Genomic DNA, 24134 nt, shown 5'->3' on the forward strand with positions numbered 1-24134 from the left:
CCAGCGAGCGGGAAACGACCAGGGGGAGACGGCATGTGCGGCGGGGCCGGCGAGTGAAGTTCCTGCACACCTCCGACTGGCACCTCGGCCGGGCCTTCCACCGGGTGAACCTGCTCGGCGCCCAGGCGGCCTTCGTGGACCACCTCGTCGAGACGGTCCGCACGCACGAGGTCGACGCCGTCCTCGTCGCCGGCGACGTCTACGACCGTGCCGTCCCCCCGCTGCCCGCCGTCGAACTGTACGACCGGGCCCTGCACCGGCTCGCCGAACTCGGCGTGCCCACCGTGATGATCTCCGGCAACCACGACTCGGCGCGCCGGCTCGGGGTCGGAGCCGGACTCATCGGCCGTGCCGGGATCCACCTGCGCACGGACCCGGCCGGCTGCGCCGACCCCGTCGTCCTGGCCGACGCCCACGGCGACGTGGCGCTCTACGGACTGCCGTACCTGGAGCCGGCCCTGGTCAAGGACGAGTTCAGCACGCGGAAGGTCAGTCACGAGGCGGTCCTGGGCGCGGCCATGGACCGGATCCGGGCCGACCTCGCCACCCGCCCGCCCGGCACCCGCTCCGTCGTCCTGGCCCACGCCTTCGTCACCGGCGGGCAGGCCAGCGACAGTGAGCGCGACATCAGCGTCGGCGGCGTCGAGGCGGTGCCCGCCTCCGTCTTCGACGGGGTGGACTACGCCGCCCTGGGCCACCTCCACGGCTGCCAGACGATCAACGAACGGGTCCGCTACTCCGGTTCCCCGCTCGCCTACTCCTTCTCCGAAGCGGACCACCGCAAGACCATGTGGCTGATCGAACTGGGCGCGGCGGGGGAGATCGGCGCCGCCGAACGCGTCGACACCCCCGTGCCGCGCCGCCTCGCGAGGCTGCGCGGACGCATCGACGACCTCCTCGACGACCCCGCCCACGCCGTGCACGAGGACGCCTGGGTGGAGGCCACCCTCACCGACCCGGTCCGCCCCGACGACCCCATGGCCCGCCTCGCCACCCGCTTCCCGCACACCCTCACCCTCGCCTTCGACCCCGAAGGCCGCAGGGAGGAGACCGGCACCTCCTACGCCCAGCGCCTGCGCGGCCGCACCGACCAGCAGATCGCCGAGGACTTCGTCGCCCACGTACGCGGCGGCGGCCGGCCGGACGAGGCCGAACGGGCCGTCCTCCAGGGCGCCTTCGACGACGTACGCGCCGACGACAGCTGCCGGGAGACCCATCGATGAGGCTGCACAGGCTGGCCGTCACCGCCTTCGGTCCCTTCGCCGAACCGCAGGAGATCGACTTCGACGCCCTGTCCGGAGCCGGGATCTTCCTGCTGCACGGCCCCACCGGTGCGGGGAAGACGTCCGTGCTCGACGCCGTCTGCTACGCCCTCTACGGATCCGTGCCCGGCCCCCGGCAGGCCCCCGGGACCAGCCTGCGCAGCGACCACGCCACCGCCGGAACCCCCACCGAGGTCACCCTCGAACTCACCGCGGGCGGCCGCCGCCTGGAGATCACCCGGCGACCCGAACAGGAACGGCCGAAGAAGCGCGGCACCGGCACCACCAAGGACAAGGCCCAGAGCTTCCTGCGCGAGCACACCGGCGAGGACTGGGCCGCACTGAGCCGCTCCCACCAGGAGATCGGCGAGGAGATCGAGCAGCTGCTCGGTATGAGCCGTGAGCAGTTCTGCCAGGTCGTGCTGCTGCCGCAGGGGGAGTTCGCACGGTTCCTGCGCGCCGACGAGGCGGCCCGCGGCCGGCTCCTCGGCCGGCTCTTCGACACCCGGCGCTTCGCGGCCGTCGAAGCGCTGCTCGGGGAACGCCGCCGGGCCGCCGAGGCCAGGGTCCGGGCCGGTGACGAGAAGGTGCTCCACACCGCCCAGCGGCTCGCCCAGGCCGCCGGGGACAGCTGCGACCTGCGGGCCTGGCCGCTGCCCGGGCACCAGCCGGGAGACCCGGGGCTGGCGGACGCCGTCCGTGCCTGGGCGGCCGTCGCCCGCTGCTCCGCCCGCGAACGGCTCGACGTCGCCGAGTACGCGCTCGCCGCCGTCGAGAGCCGGCACGCCGCGGCCCGCCGGGCCGCCGAGGACGCGCGGGAACTGGACCGGCTCCAGCGCCGGCACGCGGAGACCGCCCACCGGGCGGCCCTGCTGGCCGAAGCGGAGCCCGAACGGGAACGGGTACGGGCCCTGCTCGACGGCGCCCGGCGCGGAGCGCTCGTGGCCCCCGCCCTGGAGCTGCGCGGAGCCGCCTCCGCGGCGCACCTCGCCGCCGCGCACGCCGAGGCCGCCGCGCGGGCGGAACTGCCGCCCCCGCTCCGGGAGGCCGGCACCGAGCAGCTCGCCACCGTCGAGCAGCGCCTGCGCGAGGAGCTCGGCGCGCTCGGCGCCGCCCACCGCGCCGAACAGCGCAGCGCCGAGATCGGCCGCGAGCGGGCCGACCTGGAACGGGAGTCCCGGGCCGCCGAGGAGCAGTACCAGGAGTCCGCCGAGTGGCTGGAGCGCTGGGACGAGACCCGCACCGACCTGCAGGAGCGGGCGGACGCCGCCCAGCAGGCCGCCACCCTCGCCGAGCAGCTCGCGGGCAGACTCGAACCGGCCCGGATGAACCTCAACGCCGCCCGCAGGCGGGACGAGTTCGCCGCCGAGGCCGAACGCGCCGGAGCAGAACTGCTCGACCTGCGCGAGGAGTCGGCCGCCGCCCGCGAACGCTGGTTGGAGCTCAAGGAGGCCCGGCTGCGCGGCATCGCCGCCGAACTCGCCGAAGCCCTGGTCGCCGGGGAGGCCTGCACCGTGTGCGGGTCCGCCGAGCACCCGGCTCCGGCCCGCCCCGCCCCCGGCCACGTGGACCGGGCCGCCGAGGACGCCGCCCACGCCCTCTTCGAGGAGGCCGAGCAGGCCCGGGCCGCCGTCGAACGCCGACTCGCCGCCGCCCGCGAGGCCCGCGCCGAGGCCGCTTCCGCCGCCGGCGAAGCGACCACCGCCGAACTCCTGGCCCTCACCACCGACCTGACCACCCGGCACGCCGCCGCCCACGCCGCGGCCGCCGGCCTGCACGCCGCCCGTGAGCAGCTCGCCCGGGCCGAGCGGGAGCACGCCGCCCGCAGCGCCGACCGGCTCGACGCCGAGACCCGAGCCGCCGCCCGCGCCTCCCGCCGCGAGGCCCTGGACCGGGAACAGGCCTCGCTGGAGGCCGAACTCGCCCTCGTACGGCGGGACGCGCCCACCGTCGCGGCCCGCGCGCGGACCCTGGAGGACCGGGTCCGGATCGTCGCCGCGGCCGCCGCCTGCCTGCGCCGCGCCGAGACGGCCGCCGCCCGGCTGAAGGAGGCCGACGACCAGCTCGCCGACGCCGCCTTCAAGGCGGGCTTCGACACCATCGAGGCCGCCGCCGACGCGGTCCTTCCCGAGTACGAACGCACCGCGCTCCAGCACCGCACGGACGCCTGGCAGGCGGAGGAGGCCCTCCTGGCGGACCGCCTCCGGGAGACCGACGCCGCCGAGGCCGCGGCCCTGCCCCCGGCCGCACCGGACGCCGCCGAGGCGTACGCCGCCCAGGCCGCGGCGAAGCTCCGTACGGCGGGCTCCGCCTGCGACGCGGCCCGGGTCCGCTGCGCCGAACTGGACCGGCTCTCCCGGCAGACGGAGCAGGAACTGAGCGCCCTGGGCCCGCTGCGCGAGGCCTACGACCGGGTGGCCCGACTGGCCGGACTGACCGCCGGCACCTCCGCCGACAACGAACGCCGGATGCGCCTGGAGGCCTACGTACTGGCCGCGCGCCTGGAGCAGGTGGCCGCCGCCGCGACGGTACGGCTGCTGCGCATGTCCGGCGGCCGCTACACCCTGGTGCACTCCGACGCCCGGGCGGGCGGACGGGGGCGTTCCGGCCTCGGACTGCACGTGGTCGACGCCTGGACCGGCATCGAGCGGGACACCGCCACCCTGTCGGGCGGCGAGACCTTCTTCGCCTCGCTCGCCCTCGCGCTGGGCCTCGCCGACGTGGTCACCGACGAGGCGGGCGGCACGCGTCTCGACACCCTCTTCATCGACGAGGGCTTCGGCAGCCTCGACGACCAGGCACTGGACGAGGTGCTCGACGTCCTGGACTCACTGCGCGAGCGGGACCGCAGCGTCGGCATCGTCAGTCACGTCGCCGACCTGCGGACCCGGGTCCAGGCCCAGCTGGAGATCGTCAAGCAGCGCGGCGGCTCCGTCGTGCGCCACCGGACGGCGGCGCTCACGGACTGAGCGGGCGGCGGGGCAGCGGCGAGGAGTAGACGACGCTCGTCGTCACGGAGCCCAGCCCCGCGATCCGGCCGCTGACCTCCTCCAGATGTCGCATCGAGCGCGTCGCGACCTTCAGGACGAAGCAGTCGTCCCCGGTGACGTGGTGCGCCTCCAGGATCTCCGGGGTGGCCTCCAGGAAGTCGTGGAACGGTTTGTAGTTGCCGTGCGGATAGCGCAGCCGCACCAGGGCGAGGACCGACTTGCCCAGCTTCTCCGGGTCCACCACCGCCGTGTACCCGGTGATCACTCCGGCCTCCTCCAGCCTGCGCACCCGCTCGGTGACGGCGCTCGCGGACATGGACACGGAGCGGGCGAGCTCGGTGAAACTGGCACGGCCGTCCCGCTGGAGGGCTTCGAGGATCCGCCAGTCGGTGGCGTCCGGGGAATAGTCGGTCATGGAGCAGGTCTAGCAGGGGATTCCCCGGCGGGACAAGGTCAGAGCCGTGGAAAGTCGCTTCAGCAGGCGATCAACGGGTCGTAGATTTCCGGTCATGACGACGACGCCGAACGCCTCCTCCACCCCCGCCCCGCCCGCCGGGAATCCCGTGCTCCGCGTGCCTCCGGCCTCCCCGGCCGCGGCCGCCGCCTACTTCGCCGCGAGCCTGGCCTTCCACGCCGACGTCTCCGACGTCGCGAGCGCCTTCAGGGCCCACCGCGAGTCGGGCGTCGAGCTCGGCTTCCAGCTGGTCGACTCCCGCTCCACGCCCTCCTGGGACCAGGCGCACGTGCCCGGCGCGGTCCACCTGCCCACCGCTCTCGTCCCCGAGCAGGCCGAGCGGCTCCTGGACAAGGACGTCCCCGTGGTGACGTACTGCTGGGGTCCCGGCTGCAACGGCGGCGCGCGTTCCGCCCTGGCCCTGGCCGAACTGGGCTTCCAGGTCAAGGAGATGCTCGGCGGCATCGAGTACTGGATCCGCGAGGGCTTCGAGGTCGAGACCTGGCAGGGCCCGCGGCAGCGGGGCGAGGCCGACCCGCTGACCGCCCCGACCGGATCGGACGACTGCGGCTGCTGACGCGCCCCCCCGAGGCGCCCCCGAGGCCCCCCCCGACGCGGACGGGCCGCCCATTCCCGAGGGGGATGAGCGGCCCGTCCGTTCTGCGTCGCGGCCCCGGGACCCGATCGTCAGAGCTTCGACAGCTCGTCCAGCAGATCGTCCAGCCCCAGCGAACCCTGCGACAGCGCCGCCATGTGCCAGGCCTTCAGGTCGAAGGAGTCGCCGTGCGCGGCGCGCGCGTTGTCCCTGCCCAGGAGCCAGGTGCGCTCGCCCAGCTTGTAGCCGATCGCCTGCCCCGGCATCGACAGGTAGCGGGTCACCTCGCTCTCCACGAATTCCGCCGGCCGGCCGCTGTGCAGGCCGAAGAACTCCTGCGCCAGGTCCACGGTCCAGGTCTCGCCCGGGTGGAACGGCGAGTCGGCCGGGATCTCCAGGCCGAGGTGCATGCCGATGTCGACGATGACCCGTGCCGCGCGCATCATCTGGCAGTCCAGGTAGCCCAGGCGCTGCTCGGCGTCCTTGAGGTAGCCCAGCTCGTCCATCAGGCGCTCCGCGTACAGGGCCCAGCCCTCGCAGTTGGCGCTGACCCAGCCGACGGTGGCCTGGTAGCGGGAGAGCTGGTCGGCCACGTGCGTCCACTGCGCGAGCTGCAGGTGGTGGCCGGGCACGCCCTCGTGGTACCAGGTGGACACCAGGTCGTAGACCGGGAAGCGGGTCTGGCCCATGGTGGGCAGCCAGGTGCGGCCGGGGCGGGAGAAGTCCTCCGAGGGGGAGGTGTAGTACGGGGCGGCGGCGCCGCCCGGAGGGGCGATGCGGGACTCCACCTTGCGGACCCGCTCGGCGAGTTCGAAGTGGGTGCCGTCGAGGTTCTCGATGGCCTCGTCCATGATGCCCTGGAGCCAGGCCTGGACCTCGTCCACGCCCTCGATGTGGGTGCCGTGCTCGTCCAGGTGCTTCAGTGCCTCCCACGGACCGGCGCCCGGGAGGATCTTGGCCGCCTCGGTCTTCATCTCGGCGAGCAGCCGGTGGTACTCCGACCAGCCGTACGCGTACGCCTCGTCGAGGTCCAGGTCGGTGCCGTTGAAGTACCGGGACCAGCGGGCGTACCGCTCGCGGCCCACCGTGTCCGGGCGGCCCTCCACGGCGGGGGCGTACACCGCGGTCATCCAGTCGCGCAGTTCGACCACTGCGGCGGTCGCGCCGGCGGCCGCCGCGTCCAGCTCGGTGCGCAGGGCCTGCGGGCCGTTCGACGCGAAGTCCTCGAAGAAGGGCGCGGCGGCCTCGTCCTGGCCGGCCCATGTGGTCAGCTGGCCGATCATGGTCCCGGTGGCGCGGGGGCCGCCGTACAGACCGCGCTCCAGGCCGAGCTGCAGGCTCTCGCGGTAGCCGGCGAAGGCGGCCGGGACGGCGCGCAGCCGCTCGGCGATCGCCGCCCAGTCCTCGTCGGAGTCGGCCGGGGTCAGGGAGAAGACCTCGCGGACCGAGTGCACGGGGCTGTGGATGTTGCTGACCGCGCACAGGTCCTCGTCGGCCTCGTGGACCGCGAGTTCGGCGGTGAGCCGTTCGCGGAGCAGCCGGCCGCAGCGCCGCTCGGCGTCGGAGTCGGCACCGGGCAGTGCCTCGGCGGCGTCGAGACGGGCGAGGGTCTCACGGGACAGTTCGGCGACGGCGGCACGGCCCGCCGGGGAGAAGTCCGGGAGCTTGGCGGAGCTCTCGGCTACACCCAGGTAGGTGCCGGTGATCGGGTCGAGGGCGACGAGGCCGTCGACGTAATCGTCGGCCACCTGGCGGGGCAGCCGGGGGGCGCTGCCGGTGTGGAGGGTCTCTGACATGCGGCCATCTTCGTATGTGAGGCGTCCTCCCGTCATCACCGATTGTCGTCGGCCTCCTGACGGGGGCCGGAGCACGGCGGCCGGGTCCGGCCCGGGATGATCGACGGAGCCTGTATACAAGCGATTTCACGGCTCGGCGGGGGATGGGGACGGGTGCGGCCGCGGTCCGGAGTTTGGCCGGATCCGTACGGAGGCGCCCGCTCCGGCTTCGGCGTCGGCTCGGTCTGCGGGCGCCGGCCACGGGCTCAGGCGCCCGCTCCGGGTTCAGGCGCCCGCTCCGGCCCCTGGTGTCCCTGGCGGCGCGGGCGCCCGCGGCGCGGCCCGGGTTCAGTGCGGGCGGCGCGTGGCCTGCTGTTCCCGCGGCAGTCCGAGAGGGAGCTCGTACGGCAGACGCGAGCCGGCGGCCCTCTTTTCCAGTCGGGCCGTGATCACCAGGGTGCCCTCCTCGATCTGGTAGTCGAGGGGCAGGCCGAGGCCGCGCATGGCGGCCACCATGCCGGTGTTGGCGGCCTGGGTGACGGCGTACACGCTGTCGCAACCGGCCTCGACGGCCATGGCGATGAGCCGGCCGAGCAGTTCGGTGCCGATGCCCCGGCGCTGCCAGTCGTCCTCGATGAGCAGGGCGACCTCGGTCTCGTCGCCGTCCCACAGCAGGTGGCCGAGGGCGACGAGCTTGCCGGACGCGGTGGTGGCGGCGAGGGTGCGGCCGAAGCGGGGGCTGAGCAGGTGGCCGAGGTAGCGGTCGGCGTCGGCGACGGGGCCGTGGTAGCGCAGGCCGAGGGTGCGCTCGGAGCAGCGGTCGTGCATGGCGCGGGCCGCGGCCAGGTCGGACCCGTCGGCGCGGCGCACGGTGATCTCGTTGCCCTCGGGGAGGGTCAGTACGTCCTGGCTGCGCGGGACGCGCGGGCCGAGCCGGGCGTCGAGTTCGACCAGCGCGCGGGCCCGGGCGAACTCGGTCGGCGTGAAGGGCAGGTAGGGCCGCTCGATGGTGATCGCGCCGCCCGAGGGGTCCCGCAGCCGCATGACGGTGGACTCCAGCACGCCCTCGACGGGGGCGTCCGCGCCGGAGTTGGGGCGGCCGGAGAGGGTGGTCGCCGGGATCGAGTGGATCGTGCAGCGGCCGAGCAGCTGGCGCAGGGCGAGGGGCAGTTCGGCGGCGTCCAAAGCGGTGCGGGTGGCCAGGCCGAGCAGACGGGTCGGGGTGTCGACGAGGTCGTGGGCGTCGGCGCGCTCGATCCAGGTGCTGTGGCCGCCGGCCCGGGAGACGGCGCGGGTGAGGTCGGCGGAGGGCAGCTCCTGCGGGGCGCGCAGCAGGAACTCGTCCACGGTGCCGCCCTCGGGCAGCGGGTGCGTCTGGAGGGTGAGGATGTCCACGCCGTTGCGGGCGAGGGCGGTGCAGAGGACGGCCAGGGAGCCGGGCTGGTCCCGCACGGTCGTGCGCATCCGCCACAGCGCGGTGGCGGCGGCGGTACCCGTGGCTCCGGTGGCTGCGGCCGTCGCCCGCGGCGCCGGATCCGCGGGCGGCGGTGTGGTGGGCGGCGGCGCATGGCTGTGCCGCCGCGCCCACCAGGTGTGGAAGGCCGCGGTCACCAGCAGCGCGACGGCCGAGGCGACCAGCAGGACCGGGCCCCTGGGGCCGTGCACGACGAGATTGGCGATGCCGTCGGCGACCGCGACGGCGCAGAACAGTGCGGCGAGCTCGACGACGTCGCGGCGCCAGTGGTGACGGTGGGGACGCTGGGCGGGGGCGTGGATGCGGTCAGTCATGCACACCACTGTGGCGCAGGGGTGTTGCGTGATCACGAACGAACTGTGACCGACTGGTTAAGTGTCCATCTGGCCGATTTCATCCAGTTTTCCGGGCCTCTTTCGGTCGCCCTACTGGCTCGCACGCCCCGGCTGGAGGGTCCGGGTGAAGAGTACGCCGCCTCCCTGGCGGCGCAACCGTACGGTGAGCTCCCCGCTGTCGCCGTCGATGGCGACCTCCCCGTAATAGGGAGGGTTCTCGGACGGCGACATGTTGGCGAAGGGGGCCGACTGGACGAAGACCGCCTCGGGTCCGAAGGTGGCGTCGAGCCGTCCGGCCGGGAAGCCGCCCGCCCCGATGGGCCCGGAGACGAACTCCCAGAACGGGGCGAAGTCGGTGAACGCGGCCCGCTCGGGGGCGTAGTGGTTCGCGGCGGTGTAGTGCACGTCGGCGGTGAGCCAGAGGGTGCCGGTGATGCGCTGGTGTTTGATGTGCCGCAGCAGCTCGGCGATCTGCAGCTCGCGGCCCAGCGGGGCGCCCGGGTCCCCCTGGGCCACGGCCTCGAAGTCCGAGGCCCCGTCGGGGACGACGATGCCGAGCGGCATGTCGGCGGCGATGACCTTCCAGGTGGCCCGGGAGCGGGAGAGCTCGCGCTTGATCCAGGCGAGCTGCTCGGGGCCGAGGATGCCGATGGGGTCCTCGGCCTGGCCGCCGGGGGAGTTGGCGTTCCGGTAGGTCCGCATGTCGAGCACGAAGACGTCGAGGAGCGGGCCGTACCGCATCACGCGGTACATCCGGCCCTCGGTGCGGCCGCCCCGCAGATCGGTGACGGGGAAGTACTCGCCGAAGGCGCGGCGGGCACGGGCGGCGAGGGTGTCGGCCTCCCTCACCGTGTAGCGGGGGTCGTCGATCAGCTGGCCCGGGTACCAGTTGTTGCGCACCTCGTGGTCGTCCCACTGGGCGAGGACGGGGACCTGGGCGTTGAACGCGAGGAGGTTGCGGTCGAGGAGGTTGTACCGGAAGTTGCCCCGGAACTCGTCGAGCGTCTCGGCGACCTTGGACTTCTCCGTTGTGGTGATGTTGCGCCAGACCGAGCCGTCGCGCAGGGGCACGGCGGACGCGATCGGCCCGTCGGCGTAGATCGTGTCCCCGCTGAAGAGGAAGAAGTCGGGGTCGTGCCGGCGCATCTCGTCGAAGACGCGGTAGCCGCCGACATCGGGGTTGATGCCCCAGCCCTGGCCCGCCAGGTCCCCCGACCACAGGAACCGCACGTCGCGGCGGCGGGAGACCGGGGTGGTGCGGAAGGTGCCGTGGACGGGTTCGGCGGTGCGGCGGGGGTCGTCGGGGTCGGCGACGACCACGCGGTAGTGGATCTGCTGTCCCGGCGGGAGGTCGCGCAGGACGGTGGTCCCGGTGAAGTCGCTCGACGGGCCGAGGAGCGGGCCGCGGTGGCGGCGGACGGCGTAGCGGAACGCCTCGCTGGGAGAGGTGTCGACGTACATCCGCGCGAGGCGGTCGGCGCGGGTCCACACGGTGGCCGAGTGCGCGGTGATCTCGCCGGACTGGACGCCCCAGTAGGCGTTCGGCCGGCCGGAGCGGGCGAAGGCGGGAGCGGCGAGGGCCGGAGCGGCGAGCAGTGCCGAGGACAGCGCGAGGGAACCGCCGATGAGGGACCGTCGGGTGTGCGGGGTCGATGCCATCGGTGCGTCTCCAGGGGGCGGCGAGGACGGGTCGCACCAGCGTGCCGTCGCCCACCGGCCCGGCCGCGTCGCCCACGCGAACCGCGGATGAACAGCCGCCAGCCGCTCACCCGTTCAGGTGCCCGGCCCGCTGACCCGAAGAGGTACTCCTCGCTCACGCGCCCGGCCGGTCCCGCGCGCCAGGACCGGCACTCGCACCGTCCCGCTCAGCCGGCCGCGCTCGCCCGGCCCCGCTCGCCCGGCCGGCCGCGCTCGCCCGGGCCCGCTCGCCCGGCCGGCCGCGCTCGCTCGGGTCCGCCCGGCCGGCCCCGCGCGGCCGGCGCCGGTGCGCCCGCGGCCTCACTCGGGCGCGTGTGCGCTTTCGAGGGAGGCGGCGGCCGGGCCGGCGCTGCGTGCCGTGTCCAGTACCACCCGGGCGACGAGGGCCGGGTCGTCGCTCATCGGGACGTGGCCGCACCCCGGGAGGCGCACCAGTCGTGCGCCGGGGAGGGTGTGCTTGGCCCGTACGCCCTGGCGGCGCAGCAGCAGCCGGTCGCGGGTCCCCCACGCGATGGTGACGGGCAGCCCCGGTACGTCGTCGGTGAAGCGTACGGAACCACCCGCGACCAGGGTGTCCTCGAATCCGCTGGCGTGGCGCAGGGCGAGGGTCTCGGCGACCACGGCCTCGGGTGAACGACGGGCCGGGCGGGCGTAGATGGTGCCGGTGAGCGCGGCCCGGCCGACCGCGGTGCGCGAGAGCCGGTGGACGGTGGGCAGGGGCAGCGTCCTGGCGCCGGCCCGCATGGCCAGGAGCGCGGCGAAGGCGTAGCGGCGTTCGGCCTCGGTCCAGAACCCGGCGGGGGAGAGGGCCGTGATCGAGCGGACGAGGTTGCTCCGGCCCATTTCGAGGGCGAGCAGGCCACCGAGGGAATTGCCCGCGACATGCGGGCGGTCGACGCCGAGGGCCGTGCAGAGCGCTCCGAGCGCCGGGGCCACGGTGCCCAGGGAGTACGGGACGCCCTTGGGCAGGGGCTCCGAGGCCCCGAATCCGGGCAGGTCGACGGCGATCACGTCGTGCTCGGCGGCCAGGATGTCGGTCACCGGGTGCCAGGCCTGGAGGTGGTGGCCGATGCCGTGCAGCAGGAGGAGCGGTTCGCCCGCTCCCTTGCGCTCGTAGGCGACGGTGGCGGTCCGGGGGCCGAGCGGCGAATCGATCGTGAAGGAGACCGTGGCGGTCATGCTGCTCCTCATCGGTTGGACTGCTGCGAGACAGGCTGTCAGGAGTGCCCACCGCCATGATTACCGTCGGGTAGCCCTTGACTACAAGCCTTCGGTGCGTACGAGAACATCCCGTGAACGGCTTGATACATATGCCCGATCTGCCCGGCAAAGGTATGAGCATTGGTCTTGACCAAGGGGGTGCACCGTCCTATCGTCGCAGGGATAGTGCAGGAACCTTTAATAAACAAGGGCGCAGAACTGCCGCTGGAACACACGGCGAGTGCAGCGATGGCAGGAGGAGTCAGGGTGGGGACCACGCAGCTCGAAACGGTGCCGGAGCCGAAGTACTGGCACCTGAAGACCGTCCTCAGCGAGGCGCTCGACCAGGACTTCGCCGTCGGTGAGGTGCTGCCCAACGAGCGTGAACTCGCAGCCCGCTTCGGAGTCGCCCGCGCGACGCTGCGTCAGGCGCTGGAGCAGCTGGAGCTCGAAGGCCGGCTGCAGCGCCGCCGCGGCGTCGGCACCACCGTCGCCCCGCCGCGCGTCGGCGTGGCCGTCGGCAGCGAGCGGCACAGCTGGCCCGGGGAGTCCGCGGACGGCTGGGAGCCCCAGGACGCCGCGGAGTCCCTGCCGCCGGCCGCCGTGGTGAAGCTTCTCGGTACGGGCGGGGCGTTCGCCGCCGACCAGCCCGTGCACACCGTGCGCCGCACCCGGATGACGAACGGTCAGGCCGTCGCCGCCGAGCTGCTGTACGTGCCGGCCGCCTCGGTGCCCGGACTGCCCGCCATCGAGCCCCCGTCGGGTCCTGCCCGTGCGCGTGCCGTCCTGCGCGAGCTGCAGCGGCTGGTCCTCGACGGGCAGGACCGCTCGGTGGAGCTCGGCTCGGCCCGCGCCGACGACGCCAAGGAGCTGGACCGGCTGCCCGGCGCACCGGTGCTTCTGGTCACCACGCGGTACTTCACCGCCGCGGGCACGGCCGCCGTCTCGGTGGCCACCTACCGCGCCGACACCTGCCGCCTCACCTTCGGCGACTCCGGCGGCGTCGAGATCACGCACGAACCCGTCGCCTCCTGACACCCGGCCGAGCCGGACGGCCGTGGTCGCGGCCCGCTTCTGCGGGGCGGACCACGGCCGTCCGGTCTTTCGGGGTGGTTTACAGGGCGGTCTGTCAGGGTCGGGAGGTCCCGTGGGCAACCCGGTGGCTGCCGACGACGGCCGGGCCGCGCGGGAAGTCAGCGACGGCGGGCCGTGACCGTCTTCTCCACCGCGAACAGCTCCTCCTCGACGTGGTCGAGCGCGAGCCGGAGGGCACCGGTCGCCACCGCCGCCTCGCCGAGCAGTGACAGGGCCACCCGCGGCGGACGCAGGCAGTAGCGCTCCAGCTCCCGGCGCAGGGGTTCCAGGACGCCGTCCAGGCCGGCCGCCCAGCCGCCGACGACCACCAGCTCCGGGTCCATCGCCAGGACCAGCGCCGCCACATCGTGCACCAGGCGCTGCAGGAACCGCTCGACGGCGGCGACCGCCCGCTCGTCGCCCCGCTTGGCCTTCGCGAAGACCTCGGCGACGGCCGGCTCGTCCAGGGGGTGCAGGGGCTCGCCCGTGGTCGACAGCAGCCGCTCCGGCGTCGCCTCGCGGCCGAGCAGGTGCAGGGCGCCGATCTCCCCGGCCGCGCCGCCGAAGCCCCGGTGCAGCCGGCCCCCGATGAGCGAGCCCGCGCCCGGGCTGAGTCCCGCCATCACGAACACCATGTCGCCGGTGTCGCGCGCCGCGCCCTTCCAGTGCTCGGCGACCGCCGCCGCGTTGGCGTCGTTCTCCACCTGCACCGGGCAGCGGAACGAGCGGCGCAGCCGGTCCCCGAGCGGCAGGCCGGTCCAGCCAGGCAGAGCGGTGCCGAGGCGTACCGTGCCGTCCGCCTCCACGATCCCGGGGCTGCCGACCCCGACCGCGCGCAAGGAGTCCCGCGGTACGCCGGCGCGGCGCAGCAGATCGGCCACGGCCGCACGGACCCGCTCCAGCCGCTCGTCGGCGGAGGCCGACTCTGCGACCTCCTTGGTACCGGCGCCGATGATGCGTCCGTCCAGACCGGACAGCAGCACCGCGACCCGGTGCGAGCCGATCTCTATGCCGAGCAGATGCCCCGCCTCGGCCCGGAACCGGAAGCGCCTCGCCGGTCTCCCCTGGCGCCGCGCGCCCTCCTCGGCCTCGGCCTCGACGACGAGGCCGGTCCCGATCAGTCCCTCCACGACCCCTTCGACGGTCGGCCGGGAGAGCCCGGTCAGCCGCGTGAGGTCGGTGAGGGTCGGCGAGCCGGCCGTCCGCAGTGCACGCAGCACCACCGCGGAATTGATCCGCCGGAGCAGAGAGGGGTCCCCGCCGGTCAGCTGCCCCAACGTGTGTCCTCCCAGCTAGCGAGCCTGTCAGCCGGATCGTACTGCGCGCCGGGTGCGGCGGCGAGAAGCAGCCCCCCATCGGCCGGAGCAGGCCCTCCTCTCAGGCCGGTGAGACGAAGCCCGACTCGTACGCCGTGATCACCGCCTGGGTGCGGTCCCGCGCCCCCAGCTTCGCCAGGATCGCACTGACGTGGGACTTGACCGTCTCGGTGCCGACGATCAGCTCGGACGCGATCTCGACGTTGGTGAGGCCGCGGGCCATCAGCCGCAGGACCGCCTCCTCCCGCTCGGTCAGGGCGGCCCGCTCCAGCACCGCCCGCGCCTGCCGGTTGCCGTACTCCGCGGCCAGGGCCCGTACGGCCGCCGGGAAGAGCAGCGTCTCGCCCTCCGCCACCAGCCGGACCGCGTGCACGATCTCCGCAGGCCTGGCCCGCTTGAGGAGAAACCCGTCCGCGCCGGCGCGCAGCGCCTCGTAGACGTACTCGTCGTTCTCGAAGGTGGTCACCACGAGGATCTTCGGCGGGGAGTCCACCGTCCGCAGCACCGCCCGGGTCGCCTCGATCCCGTCGAGCAGCGGCATCCGCACGTCCATGGCCACCACGTCCGGCCGCAGCTGCCGCACGAGGGGGATCACGGAGGCGCCGTCGGCCGCCTCACCCACCACCTCGATGTCGGGCTGGGAGTCCAGGACGGCGCGCAGACCCGCGCGGACCAGGGGTTCGTCGTCGACGAGCAGTACGGTAACCGGCATCCCGTCAGCGTATTCGCTCCAGCGGAAGCCGTGCGCGCACCCTCCAGCCACCCTCGTGCGGCCCGGTCTCGGCCACCCCGCCGAGCAGCGCGGCCCGTTCGCGTATTCCGCGCAGTCCGCTGCCGCCGCCGATCGTCACGCCGGGGCGTTCCGGCAGCGCATTGGTCACCTCCAGAACCAGCCGGTCCCCGGCCATCTCCACCCGCACCCGGACCGGGACGGGCCCGCAGTGCCGCAGCACATTGGTGAGCGCCTCCTGCAGGATGCGGTACCCCTCGCGAGTGACCGGACCGGGCAGCTTCTCCAGCGGTCCGGTCAGTTGCGCGTCCACCTCGGAGCCGGACGCCCGGGCCGATTCGAGCAGCCGGTCGGCCTCCGCCAGCGTCGGCTGCTGCGACGGCGGCCGACCGGACTCCCGCAGCACACCGAGCACCCGCTCCAGGTCCTCCAGCGCGGCCCTGCTCGTCTCCTCGATCGCGGCCAACGCCCGGTCGGTGAAGGCGGGATCGCCGGCGGCGCGTGCCGCCCCCGCCTGCACCACGGCCACGGTCAGTGCGTGTCCGATCGAATCGTGCAGCTCCCGGGCGATCCGGGTGCGCTCCAGCAGCTGTTCGGTCCGTTCCTCCAGCGCGCTCAGCCGCTCGGCCGCCGAAGGGCTGAGCAACCGGGTGGCGGCGGCCGTGATCAGTTCGCCGAGGAGCACCACGACGACCAGCAGGACGATCAGCGGGACGGGCACCAGCAGGGCGGCGACCCAGCGGCCGTCCGGTATGAACGGTCCCAAGGGCTCAGGTTTCATGGGATGGCCGAGCGCCGTCGCGATCAGCGCGACCGCCATCATCGGCATCCAGACCGTGGCACACATCGCCCCGACGGCGACGACCATCCGCGTCTCCAGCCACACCACCGTCCGCCAGCGGTCTCCCCAACGCGCCGACGGCGCCGCGCTTATGACGTCCTTGGCCGATCCGTGCGCGTCCGGCGTGAGCAGGAACTGCGCCTGGAGACCCTCCGCCAGACGCACCCAGGGCACCAGCCCGAAGGGAAGGACGACCAGCAGCAGCCCCCACGGCCACTCGGGGAACACGAACAGCCACAGGCCAAGGATCAGCAGCGGCACGCAGAGGTGTAACCAGCGCGAATACGTCACTGGTTGGAACGGGGCCCGCAGCAGTCGGTTCATGCCCCCATCGTCGCAGTGCGACGTCGACGGCCGTCTCCCCCGTGTGGGGGAGACGGCACCCTCGCACGGGGGAGGGAGAGGGGTGGGGCGGACGGCGAACCTTGAGCCATGAACAGCATCGAGATCCGAGAACTGACCAAGGCATACGGCTCCCACCGTGCGGTGGACGGGCTCACCTTCGATGTCCTGCCCGGGCGGGTCACCGGCTTCCTGGGCCCCAACGGCGCGGGGAAGTCCACCACCATGCGCCTGCTGCTGGGCCTGGACCGGGCGACCTCCGGCACGGCCACCATCGGCGGCCGGCGCTACGTCGACCTGCCGGACCCACTGCACCGGGTGGGCGCCCTCCTGGACGCGCAGTCGGCGCACGGCGGGCGCACCGCCCGGGATCACCTCCTCTTCCTCGCCGCCGCCGGCCGCATGCCGGCACGCCGCGTGGACGAGGTCCTGGAGCGGACGGGCATAGCCCCTGTCGCCCGGCGGCGCATCAAGTCCTTCTCACTCGGCATGCGCCAGCGCCTCGGCATAGCCGCCGCGCTGCTGGGCGACCCCGGGGTGCTCCTGCTGGACGAGCCGACCAACGGGCTCGACCCCGAGGGCATCATCTGGATACGCGAGCTGATGCGCGGCCTCGCCGCCGAGGGGCGCACCGTACTGGTCTCCAGCCACCTGATGTCGGAGACCTCCGCGCTCGCCGACCACCTGGTCGTCCTCGGCAACGGCAAGCTGCTGGCCGACACCACGATGGCCGATTTCATCGACGCCCGCAGCACCCGGCGCGTGCGCCTGCGGACCTCCGACCCCGTCCGACTGCGGGCCGCCCTGGCCCGGGACGGCTTCGAGCTGGCCGACACCGGCGACGGGCGGTGGACCGTCGCGGACATGGCGGCCGAACAACTCGGCACCCTGGCCGCCCGTGAAGGCATTCCCGTGCTGGAACTGTCCGACGAGCGCGCCTCACTGGAGCAGGCCTACCTCGACCTCACCGCCGACCACGCGCAGTTCACCGCTACCCGCTGACGTACACGACCTTCAGGAGGCACCGCCATGCGCGCCGCTCTGCCCACCGTCCCCAGCCTGCACTCGGAATGGATCAAGATACGCTCCCTGCGCGGCACCCTGGGAGGGCTGATATCCGTCCTCGCCGCCACTGCCGGGATCCAGGCGCTGACGGCCGCGGCGATCGGCCGGGCCGAGGAGGGCAGCATGGGCGCCGATCCGCTCTACGCCGCGTACTACGGGATCATCTTCGGCCAGATCGCCGCGATGGTCTTCGGCGCCAGTGCCTTCTCCAGCGAGTTCCACAACGGTGCTCTGCGCACCTCCCTGGCGGCGGTACCGAACCGCACCCGCCTCTACCTGTCGAAGATCACGACCGTGGGCGTGCTGGCCCTGCTGACGGGGCAGGTCACCGGGTTGGTCACCTTCGTCGCCGGACAGGCCTTCATGGGCCAGTACGCCCTGGAGCTCGGCGACCCGGGCACCTACCGCGCCGTCGTCGGCAGCGGGCTCTACCTCACGCTGATGGCGCTGTTCGCGGCCGGGCTGACCGCGGTGCTGCGCAGCGGTACGGCGGTGCTGGGCCTGCTCATACCCTTCGTCCTGGTGGTGTCGTTCGTCGTCGGCGAGGCCTCGGGCGGTGCGGCCCAGTTCCTGCCGGACCGTGCCGGGCAGTTGGTGATGCACTCCCGTACGGAGGACTACCTCGGCCCCTGGACCGGTCTCGGCGTCATGGCCCTGTGGGCCGGAGCCGCCCTCCTCGCCGGCTGGCTGGCGGTGCGCCACAGGGACGCGTGACACAGGGCCAGTTGTCAGTGCTGCTCGGGATACTGACGGCATGACCACGGCAGAGCACCTCGACACGATCGACCGGCTCCTGGCGAAGGAGTTCCCCAAGGAGCCGGTCCGGACCGTCGACAGCAGCAGCGGTCCGGGATTCCACCTGGTGCGGCTCTCCCGGACACCGCACTTCTGGGACGACGACGGCTCGGGCCGTATTGAGGCCGCCGACCAGATCAGCGCGGAGTACGGAGCGCTGACCCAGGCGGCGAGCGAACGGTGGGGAGAACCGCAGATCTTCAGCCTGGGGACGCTGAGGGACCGCGTGTTCGAGGGGGAGGAGATACCGCAGCCATGGACCGACCTGAGCACCGGCACCGACCACATCCACCTCTGGCGAGCCGCGGAGCGCTGGCTGGTGGCCTGCGTGACACAGCGCGACCCCGACGACACGTACCTGCTGACGGCCGTGGTCACCGTCACCGACCCGCCCTAGGAAGTGTGCGCAGTGAGTGATGTCTACGAGTTGACGGTGGCCGTCGATCTGCGGGAGGGGATGTCCGAGGGGGAGCTTGCCGAGTTGCGTTGGCATCTGGGGACCGGAGGGCCGCCGGAGACGCTGTCCATCGTCACCCGGTTTCCGGTCGTCGCGTTTGACGACCGGGGGGAACCGGTGATCGAGGACGATCCCCAGCCGTTGCTGGCCGGGCGGGGGGCCGCCCGGCGCGTGGGCGGGGCGCTCTGTTCGGCGCTGGTGAGCCGGGCGGACCTGCCGCGCAAGGGCTGGGCCCTGACAGCCCGGCTGGAAGTTCACCCCGATGAGTTCGAGCGGGTGGGGGAGCTGCTCGGGTGGCTGGCGGCCCGCGCCGACGAGACGCATCGGCGCGACGCGGACGCGGTCGGGATCGGGTTCCTCCGGTTCCACGAAGCCGAGGTCCCGGAGGTGCTGTCGGTCGAAAGCGGGCAGGTCCGCTGGCCGGGCTGAGCTCAGTCCGGGGGAGTCGCGGCCTCCCGGAGACGGGCGTACTCCTCGGCCATGGACTCGGCGGTCCAGTGGGCGTTCAGGCCGCTGGGGTTGGGGAGGGCCCAGACACGGGTGGAGCCGATGGTGCGCTCCTGGGGGCCGATCTGAGCCTTCCTCTCGCCGAAGGCCGTGCGGTAGGCCGTGACCCCGACCACCGCCAGCCACTGGGGGCGCAGCAGTTCCACCTTGGCCGTCAGGATGCGGCCGCCCTCACGGAACTCCTCGGCGCTCAGTTCGTCGGCGCGGGCCGTGGCGCGGGCCACGACGTTCGTGATCCCGAGCCGGTAGGTCAGGAGCTCCTCCTGCTCCGCGGGGGCCAGGCGCCGCGGGGTGAAGCCCGAGAGGTGCAGGACCGGCCAGAAGCGGTTGCCGGGGCGGGCGAAGTGGTGGCCCGTCGCGGCGGAGAGGAGACCGGGATTGATACCGCAGAACAGCACACGCAGACCGCCCGCGACCACGTCCGGGAGGACGCGGTCGCGGGCGGCGGCCAGCTCTTCGGGGGTCAGAGGATCGACCCCGGCGCGTATCCGGCGGCCTCCGGGTGCTGCTTGGCGATCGCCTCGATACGGGAGACCACCGTCGAGACCTGGTCGCCCGCGGCGCCGGTGAAGGACAGCTTGTCCGCCATCAGCGCGTCGAGCTGCTCCCGGTCCAGCGGCATGCGCTCGTCGGCGGCCAGCTTGTCCAGCAGCTCGTTGCGCTCGGCGCCCTGCTCGCGCATCGCGAGCGCGGAGGCCACCGCGTGCTCCTTGATGACCTCGTGGGCGGCCTCGCGGCCGACGCCGGCCCGGACCGCGCCCATGAGGACCTTGGTGGTCGCGAGGAAGGGCAGGTAGCGGTCCAGCTCGCGGGCGACGACCGCAGGGAAGGCGCCGAACTCGTCGAGGACCGTCAGGAAGGTCTCCAGCAGGCCGTCGAAGGCGAAGAAGGCGTCCGGCAGGGCCACGCGGCGGACCACGGAGCAGGAGACGTCGCCCTCGTTCCACTGGTCGCCGGCCAGTTCGCCGGTCATCGAGGCGTAGCCCCGCAGGATGACCATCAGGCCGTTCACGCGCTCGCAGGAGCGGGTGTTCATCTTGTGCGGCATCGCGGAGGAGCCGACCTGTCCGGGCTTGAAGCCCTCGGTGACCAGCTCGTGGCCCGCCATCAGACGGATCGTCTTCGCGATCGAAGACGGGGCGGCGGCCAGCTGGACCAGCGCGGTGACCACGTCGTAGTCGAGCGAGCGCGGGTAGACCTGGCCGACCGAGGTGAAGGCGTGCGCGAAGCCGAGGTGGGCCGCGATGCGCTGCTCCAGGTCGGCGAGCTTGGCGGTGTCCCCGCCGAGCAGGTCGAGCATGTCCTGGGCGGTGCCGACCGGGCCCTTGATGCCGCGCAGCGGGTAGCGGTCGAGCAGGTTCTCCAGGCGGTCGTAGGCGACCAGCAGCTCGTCGGCGGCGGTGGCGAAACGCTTGCCCAGGGTGGTGGCCTGCGCGGCCACGTTGTGGGAGCGGCCGGCCATGACCAGCTCGGCGTGCTCGCCGGCCAGCTTGCCGAGGCGGGCGAGCACGGCGACCGTACGGTCGCGGGCCAGCTCCAACGAGAGGCGGATCTGAAGCTGCTCGACGTTCTCGGTCAGGTCGCGGGAGGTCATGCCCTTGTGGACGTGCTCGTGGCCGGCGAGGTCGTTGAACTCCTCGATGCGGGCCTTCACGTCGTGCCGGGTGACCTTCTCGCGCTCGGCGATGGAGGCGAGGTCGACCGTCTCGAGGACGCGCTCGTAGTCGGCGAGGGCCTCGTCCGGGACCTCGATACCGAGATCCTTCTGGGCGCGCAGCACGGCGAGCCACAGCCGCCGCTCCAGCGTCACCTTGTACTCGGGGGACCACAGGACGGCGAGCTCCGCAGAGGCGTAGCGGCCGGCCAGGACATTGGGGATGCGGGGCTTGGCAGTCACGTGTAGGGATTCTACTTGGGCCGCCGCTGTGCGTTTACGCAGGTCGAGCCACCGCTCGTCGTGGTGCCTTCCTACGAGAGCGGCGCGTCCCCGTACGGCTGCAGCTCGGGGCGCTTGGCCGGACGGCCGTCGCCGGAGGAGCGGCCCGTCAGGCGGCGGCCGATCCAGGGCAGCAGGTGCTGACGGGCGAAGCTCAGGTCCTGCGACCGCCGGGCCGTCCAGCCGGACGGCTCAGCGACGGGCAGTTCGGTGCGCCAGTCGAGCTCGGAGGGCAGGCCCAGGGTCTGCCACACGGCCTCGGCCACCCGGCGGTGGCCGTCGGGCGTCAGGTGCAGCCGGTCGACGTCCCACATCCGGGGGTCCGCGAGGACGGGGGCGCCGTAGAGGTCCACGACCAGGGCGCCGTGCCGGGCGGCGAGGTCGTCGATGGTGGCGAAGAGCTGCTCCATGCGGGGGCGGAAGCGTTCCATCACCGGCCCGTTGCGTCCCGGGGAACGCATCAGGACGAGCTTCTTGCACGAGGGCGCGAGGAGCTCCACCGACGACTCCAGGTGGTCGCGGACCCTGCCCATGTCCACCTTGGGGCGCAGCGCGTCGTTCAGGCCACCCACCAGGGTGACCACGTCGGCGCCCATCGCCGCCGCCACGGGGACCTGGTCCCGCGCGATCTGCCCGATGAGCTTTCCGCGGACCGCGAGGTTGGCGTAGCGGAAGCCCGGCTCGCGCGCGGCGAGCCGGGCGGCCAGCAGGTCGGCCCACCCGCGGTAGGTGCCGTCGGGCAGCAGGTCGGACATTCCCTCGGTGAAGGAGTCGCCGACCGCGACGAAACTGGTGTAAGAGGCATTCATCTCCATGGCGGGAGTGATGCTACCGCGCGGTACCCGACCCTGCTCGAAGGGCCGGGCACCGCACCGCCCGGAGCACTACGCGGAAGCCGGCCTTCCGAACAGCTCCCGCAGCACGTCCTCCATCGTCACCAGGCCCGTCATGGCGTCCTCCGCCCCCAGGACCGCCGCCAGGTGGGTGCGGCTGCGCCGCATCGCGGTCAGCACGTCGTCCAGCGGCGTCTCCGCCCGGACCTGCGCGATCGGGCGCAGCGCCGACGCCGGGAAGGGCTCGTCGCGCGTCTCCCCGTCCGCGTCCAGGGCGTCCTTGACGTGCAGGTAACCCAGGATCCCGTGCTGCGCGTCGACCACCGGGAAGCGGGAGTACCCGCTCTCCGCCGACAGCCGCTCCAGCCCGGCCGGAGTGATGCCCTCACGGGCCGAGATGACCCGCGCCGCCGGCAGCACCACGTCGTTCACGGGCCGGCGGCCCAGTTCCAGGGCGTCGTGCAGGCGCTCGCTGGCCCGGTCGTCGAGGAGCCCCGCGTCACTGGAGTCCTTCACCATCCGGGCCAGCTCGTCGTCCGAGAACGTCGCCGCGACCTCGTCCTTGACCTCCACCCGCAGCAGGCGCAGCAGGGTGTTGGCGAAGGCGTTGATCGCGAAGATCACCGGGCGCAGCGCCCGGGTGAGGGTCACCAGCGGCGGCCCCAGCAGCAGCGCGGTACGCACCGGCTCGGACAGCGCCACGTTCTTGGGCAGCATCTCGCCGAAGAGCATGTGCAGGTACGTCGCCAGCGCCAGCGCCACCACGAAGGAGATGGCGTGGGTCAGCCCGGACGGCACCCCGACCAGGTCGAAGAGCGGCGTCAGCAGGTGGGCGATGGCCGGCTCGGCCACCACGCCCAGCACCAGCGTGCACAGCGTGATGCCGAGCTGCGCCGCCGCCATCAGCGCCGACACGTGCTCCAGGCCCCACAGGACGGCGCGGGCCCGCCGGTCGCCCTGCTCGGCGTACGGCTCGATCTGGCTGCGCCGGACCGAGATCAGCGCGAACTCCGCACCGACGAAGAAGGCGTTCACGACCAGGGTCGCCAGGCCGATCAACAGCTGGATCACGGTCATCGCGCGTCCTCCGTGCCGTCGGCGGACCCCAGGGCGTCGACGGGCGCGTGCAGCAGCACCCGCGCCGCCCTGCGTCCGATGTCGTCCACCACGTCCAGCCGCCAGCCGTCCAGCTCCAGACGGTCGCCGACGGCCGGGATCCGGCCCAGCTCGGTCGCTATCAGACCGGCCAGGGTCTCGTACGGGCCGTCCGGCACCCGCAGTCCGATCCGCCGGAGCTGATCGGTGCGCGCGGCGCCGTCCGCGGAGTAGAGCTGCCGTCCGGAGTCGTCGGTGCCCGCCGGGGCGAGGTCGGGGGTCTCGTGCGGGTCGTGCTCGTCGCGCACCTCGCCGACGACCTCCTCCACGATGTCCTCCAGCGTGGCGACGCCCGCCGTGCCGCCGTACTCGTCGATGACGACGGCCATGGTCTGCTTGCCCGACAGCCGGTCCAGCAGCCGGTCCACGGTCAGCGACTCCGGTACGAGGAGCGGCTCGCGCAGGAGCTGCGACACCGGGCGGCGGCGCCGCTCCTCGGCAGGCAGCGCCAGCACGTCCTTGATGTGCACGGTGCCGACGACGGTGTCGAGGCTGCCGCGGTAGACGGGGAAGCGGGACAGGCCGGTGGCCATCGTCGCGTTCGCCACGTCCTCGGCGGTGGTCTGCACGTCGAGGGCGGTGACCTGGACGCGGGGGGTCATCACGTTCTCCGCGGTCAGGTCGGCCAGGTTCAGGGTCCGGACGAACAGCTCGGCCGTGTCCTTCTCCAGGGCGCCTTCCTTGGCGGAGTGCCGGGCCAGGGCGACCAGCTCCTGCGGGGTGCGTGCGGAGGCCAGCTCCTCGGTCGGCTCCATGCCGAAGCGGCGCACCAGGTGGTTCGCGGTGGAGTTGAGGTGGCTGATCAGCGGCCTGAAGGCGCGGCTGAAGACCCGCTGGAAGGTCGCCACCCGCTTGGCGATCGCCAGCGGCGAGGAGATCGCCCAGTTCTTCGGGACCAGCTCGCCGACGACCATCAGGACGACGGTGGACAGCACCGTGCCGAGGACCAGGGCGGTGGAGGAGGCCACGGAGGCCGAGAGCCCGACGGCTTCGAACGGGCCCTGGAGGAGGGCGGCGATCGACGGCTTGGAGATCATGCCGATGACCAGGCCGGTCACGGTGATGCCGAGCTGTGCGCCGGAGAGCTGGAAGGTGAGGGTGCGGACGGCCGCCAGTGCGCTGTCGGCACCGCCCTCACCGCGCTCGGCGGCCCGTTCGAGCTCGCTGCGCTCGACGGTCGTGAGTGAGAACTCGGCCGCGACGAAGACTCCGCAGGCAAGGCAGAGGAGCAGCGCCACGACGAGCAGGAGGACCTCGGTCATCGGTCGATCACCTCCGTCCCATGATCGGCCAGGAGGAG

Annotated in this window: 21 protein-coding genes; 8 read left to right on the forward strand and 13 right to left on the reverse strand. The window is 73.3% G+C overall.

The window, feature by feature from the left end; genetic code table 11:
* Positions 1-53: 53 nt before the first annotated feature.
* A complete protein-coding gene (locus tag AC2RP6_RS32185) occupies positions 54-1223 on the forward strand; it encodes an exonuclease SbcCD subunit D (protein ID WP_486449347.1) in 1170 nt (389 codons plus the stop codon).
* Complete coding sequence (locus AC2RP6_RS32190; protein WP_486449348.1) at positions 1220-4231, forward strand: AAA family ATPase; 3012 nt, start codon at positions 1220-1222, stop codon at positions 4229-4231. Before AC2RP6_RS32185 ends, AC2RP6_RS32190 begins: the two co-directional genes overlap by 4 nt.
* On the opposite strand, the gene AC2RP6_RS32195 is transcribed toward AC2RP6_RS32190, so the two are convergent.
* The gene (locus AC2RP6_RS32195; RefSeq protein ID WP_486449349.1) at positions 4221-4667 is read right to left on the reverse strand and encodes an Lrp/AsnC family transcriptional regulator; all 447 of its coding nucleotides are present in this window, start codon (positions 4665-4667) and stop codon (positions 4221-4223) included. The two genes, AC2RP6_RS32190 and AC2RP6_RS32195, sit on opposite strands and share 11 nt — an antisense overlap.
* Positions 4668-4761: 94 nt before the next feature.
* Here AC2RP6_RS32195 and AC2RP6_RS32200 point away from each other — a divergent pair, with 94 nt between their 5' ends.
* Positions 4762-5283 carry a rhodanese-like domain-containing protein gene (locus AC2RP6_RS32200; RefSeq protein ID WP_486449350.1) on the forward strand — a complete coding sequence of 174 codons (522 nt, stop codon included), beginning with the start codon at positions 4762-4764 and terminating at the stop codon, positions 5281-5283.
* A 110-nt stretch (positions 5284-5393) separates the two neighbouring features.
* Here the strand turns inward: AC2RP6_RS32200 and AC2RP6_RS32205 are convergent, their stop codons facing one another.
* The 4 genes from AC2RP6_RS32205 to AC2RP6_RS32220 form a co-directional block, all read right to left on the reverse strand.
* The gene (locus tag AC2RP6_RS32205) at positions 5394-7097 is read right to left on the reverse strand and encodes a DUF885 domain-containing protein (RefSeq protein ID WP_486449351.1); all 1704 of its coding nucleotides are present in this window, start codon (positions 7095-7097) and stop codon (positions 5394-5396) included.
* A 327-nt stretch (positions 7098-7424) separates the two neighbouring features.
* Entirely contained in the window at positions 7425-8864 is a 1440-nt protein-coding gene (locus AC2RP6_RS32210; protein WP_486449352.1) for a GNAT family N-acetyltransferase, read from the reverse strand.
* 111 nt (positions 8865-8975) lie between these two features.
* Entirely contained in the window at positions 8976-10544 is a 1569-nt protein-coding gene (locus tag AC2RP6_RS32215) for an alkaline phosphatase D family protein (protein ID WP_486449353.1), read from the reverse strand.
* A gap of 339 nt (positions 10545-10883) precedes the next feature.
* Positions 10884-11762 carry an alpha/beta fold hydrolase gene (locus AC2RP6_RS32220; protein ID WP_486449354.1) on the reverse strand — a complete coding sequence of 293 codons (879 nt, stop codon included), beginning with the start codon at positions 11760-11762 and terminating at the stop codon, positions 10884-10886.
* A 288-nt stretch (positions 11763-12050) separates the two neighbouring features.
* Here AC2RP6_RS32220 and AC2RP6_RS32225 point away from each other — a divergent pair, with 288 nt between their 5' ends.
* The gene (locus tag AC2RP6_RS32225; RefSeq protein ID WP_486449355.1) at positions 12051-12818 is read left to right on the forward strand and encodes a GntR family transcriptional regulator; all 768 of its coding nucleotides are present in this window, start codon (positions 12051-12053) and stop codon (positions 12816-12818) included.
* A gap of 158 nt (positions 12819-12976) precedes the next feature.
* On the opposite strand, the gene AC2RP6_RS32230 is transcribed toward AC2RP6_RS32225, so the two are convergent.
* The 3 genes from AC2RP6_RS32230 to AC2RP6_RS32240 form a co-directional block, all read right to left on the reverse strand.
* Positions 12977-14134 carry an ROK family transcriptional regulator gene (locus AC2RP6_RS32230; RefSeq protein WP_486449356.1) on the reverse strand — a complete coding sequence of 386 codons (1158 nt, stop codon included), beginning with the start codon at positions 14132-14134 and terminating at the stop codon, positions 12977-12979.
* 100 nt (positions 14135-14234) lie between these two features.
* Positions 14235-14885, reverse strand: a complete 651-nt coding sequence (locus AC2RP6_RS32235) for a response regulator transcription factor (protein ID WP_486449357.1) — start codon at positions 14883-14885, stop codon at positions 14235-14237.
* 4 nt (positions 14886-14889) lie between these two features.
* Complete coding sequence (locus AC2RP6_RS32240; protein ID WP_486449358.1) at positions 14890-16068, reverse strand: sensor histidine kinase; 1179 nt, start codon at positions 16066-16068, stop codon at positions 14890-14892.
* A 108-nt stretch (positions 16069-16176) separates the two neighbouring features.
* Here AC2RP6_RS32240 and AC2RP6_RS32245 point away from each other — a divergent pair, with 108 nt between their 5' ends.
* Genes AC2RP6_RS32245 through AC2RP6_RS32260 form a run of 4 tightly spaced genes read left to right on the forward strand, consistent with a single transcriptional unit; the run spans position 16177 to position 18832 of the window.
* A complete protein-coding gene (locus AC2RP6_RS32245) occupies positions 16177-17088 on the forward strand; it encodes an ABC transporter ATP-binding protein (protein ID WP_486449359.1) in 912 nt (303 codons plus the stop codon).
* A 27-nt stretch (positions 17089-17115) separates the two neighbouring features.
* Positions 17116-17865 (forward strand): ABC transporter permease, encoded by a 750-nt coding sequence (locus AC2RP6_RS32250; protein WP_486449360.1) that lies wholly within the window; start codon positions 17116-17118, stop codon positions 17863-17865.
* Between the two features lie 40 nt (positions 17866-17905).
* Positions 17906-18343 (forward strand): hypothetical protein, encoded by a 438-nt coding sequence (locus AC2RP6_RS32255; protein ID WP_486449361.1) that lies wholly within the window; start codon positions 17906-17908, stop codon positions 18341-18343.
* 12 nt (positions 18344-18355) lie between these two features.
* The gene (locus tag AC2RP6_RS32260) at positions 18356-18832 is read left to right on the forward strand and encodes a hypothetical protein (RefSeq protein WP_486449362.1); all 477 of its coding nucleotides are present in this window, start codon (positions 18356-18358) and stop codon (positions 18830-18832) included.
* Positions 18833-18834: 2 nt separating this feature from the next.
* On the opposite strand, the gene mug is transcribed toward AC2RP6_RS32260, so the two are convergent.
* The 5 genes from mug to AC2RP6_RS32285 all read right to left on the reverse strand — a co-directional run bounded on the left by mug (position 18835) and on the right by AC2RP6_RS32285 (position 24096).
* On the reverse strand, positions 18835-19377 hold the full coding sequence (gene mug / locus AC2RP6_RS32265) for a G/U mismatch-specific DNA glycosylase (protein WP_486450530.1): 543 nt from the start codon (positions 19375-19377) through the stop codon (positions 18835-18837).
* On the reverse strand, positions 19374-20807 hold the full coding sequence (gene purB, locus AC2RP6_RS32270; RefSeq protein WP_486449363.1) for an adenylosuccinate lyase: 1434 nt from the start codon (positions 20805-20807) through the stop codon (positions 19374-19376). Before purB ends, mug begins: the two co-directional genes overlap by 4 nt.
* Before the next feature lie 71 nt (positions 20808-20878).
* Complete coding sequence (locus tag AC2RP6_RS32275) at positions 20879-21661, reverse strand: SGNH/GDSL hydrolase family protein (protein WP_486449364.1); 783 nt, start codon at positions 21659-21661, stop codon at positions 20879-20881.
* 69 nt (positions 21662-21730) lie between these two features.
* The gene (locus AC2RP6_RS32280) at positions 21731-22756 is read right to left on the reverse strand and encodes a hemolysin family protein (protein ID WP_486449365.1); all 1026 of its coding nucleotides are present in this window, start codon (positions 22754-22756) and stop codon (positions 21731-21733) included.
* Positions 22753-24096 carry a hemolysin family protein gene (locus AC2RP6_RS32285; protein WP_486449366.1) on the reverse strand — a complete coding sequence of 448 codons (1344 nt, stop codon included), beginning with the start codon at positions 24094-24096 and terminating at the stop codon, positions 22753-22755. The genes AC2RP6_RS32280 and AC2RP6_RS32285 overlap by 4 nt, the downstream gene beginning before the upstream one ends.
* Positions 24097-24134 lie beyond the last annotated feature (38 nt).

This window comes from Streptomyces sp. WAC03905 (assembly GCF_057371075.1).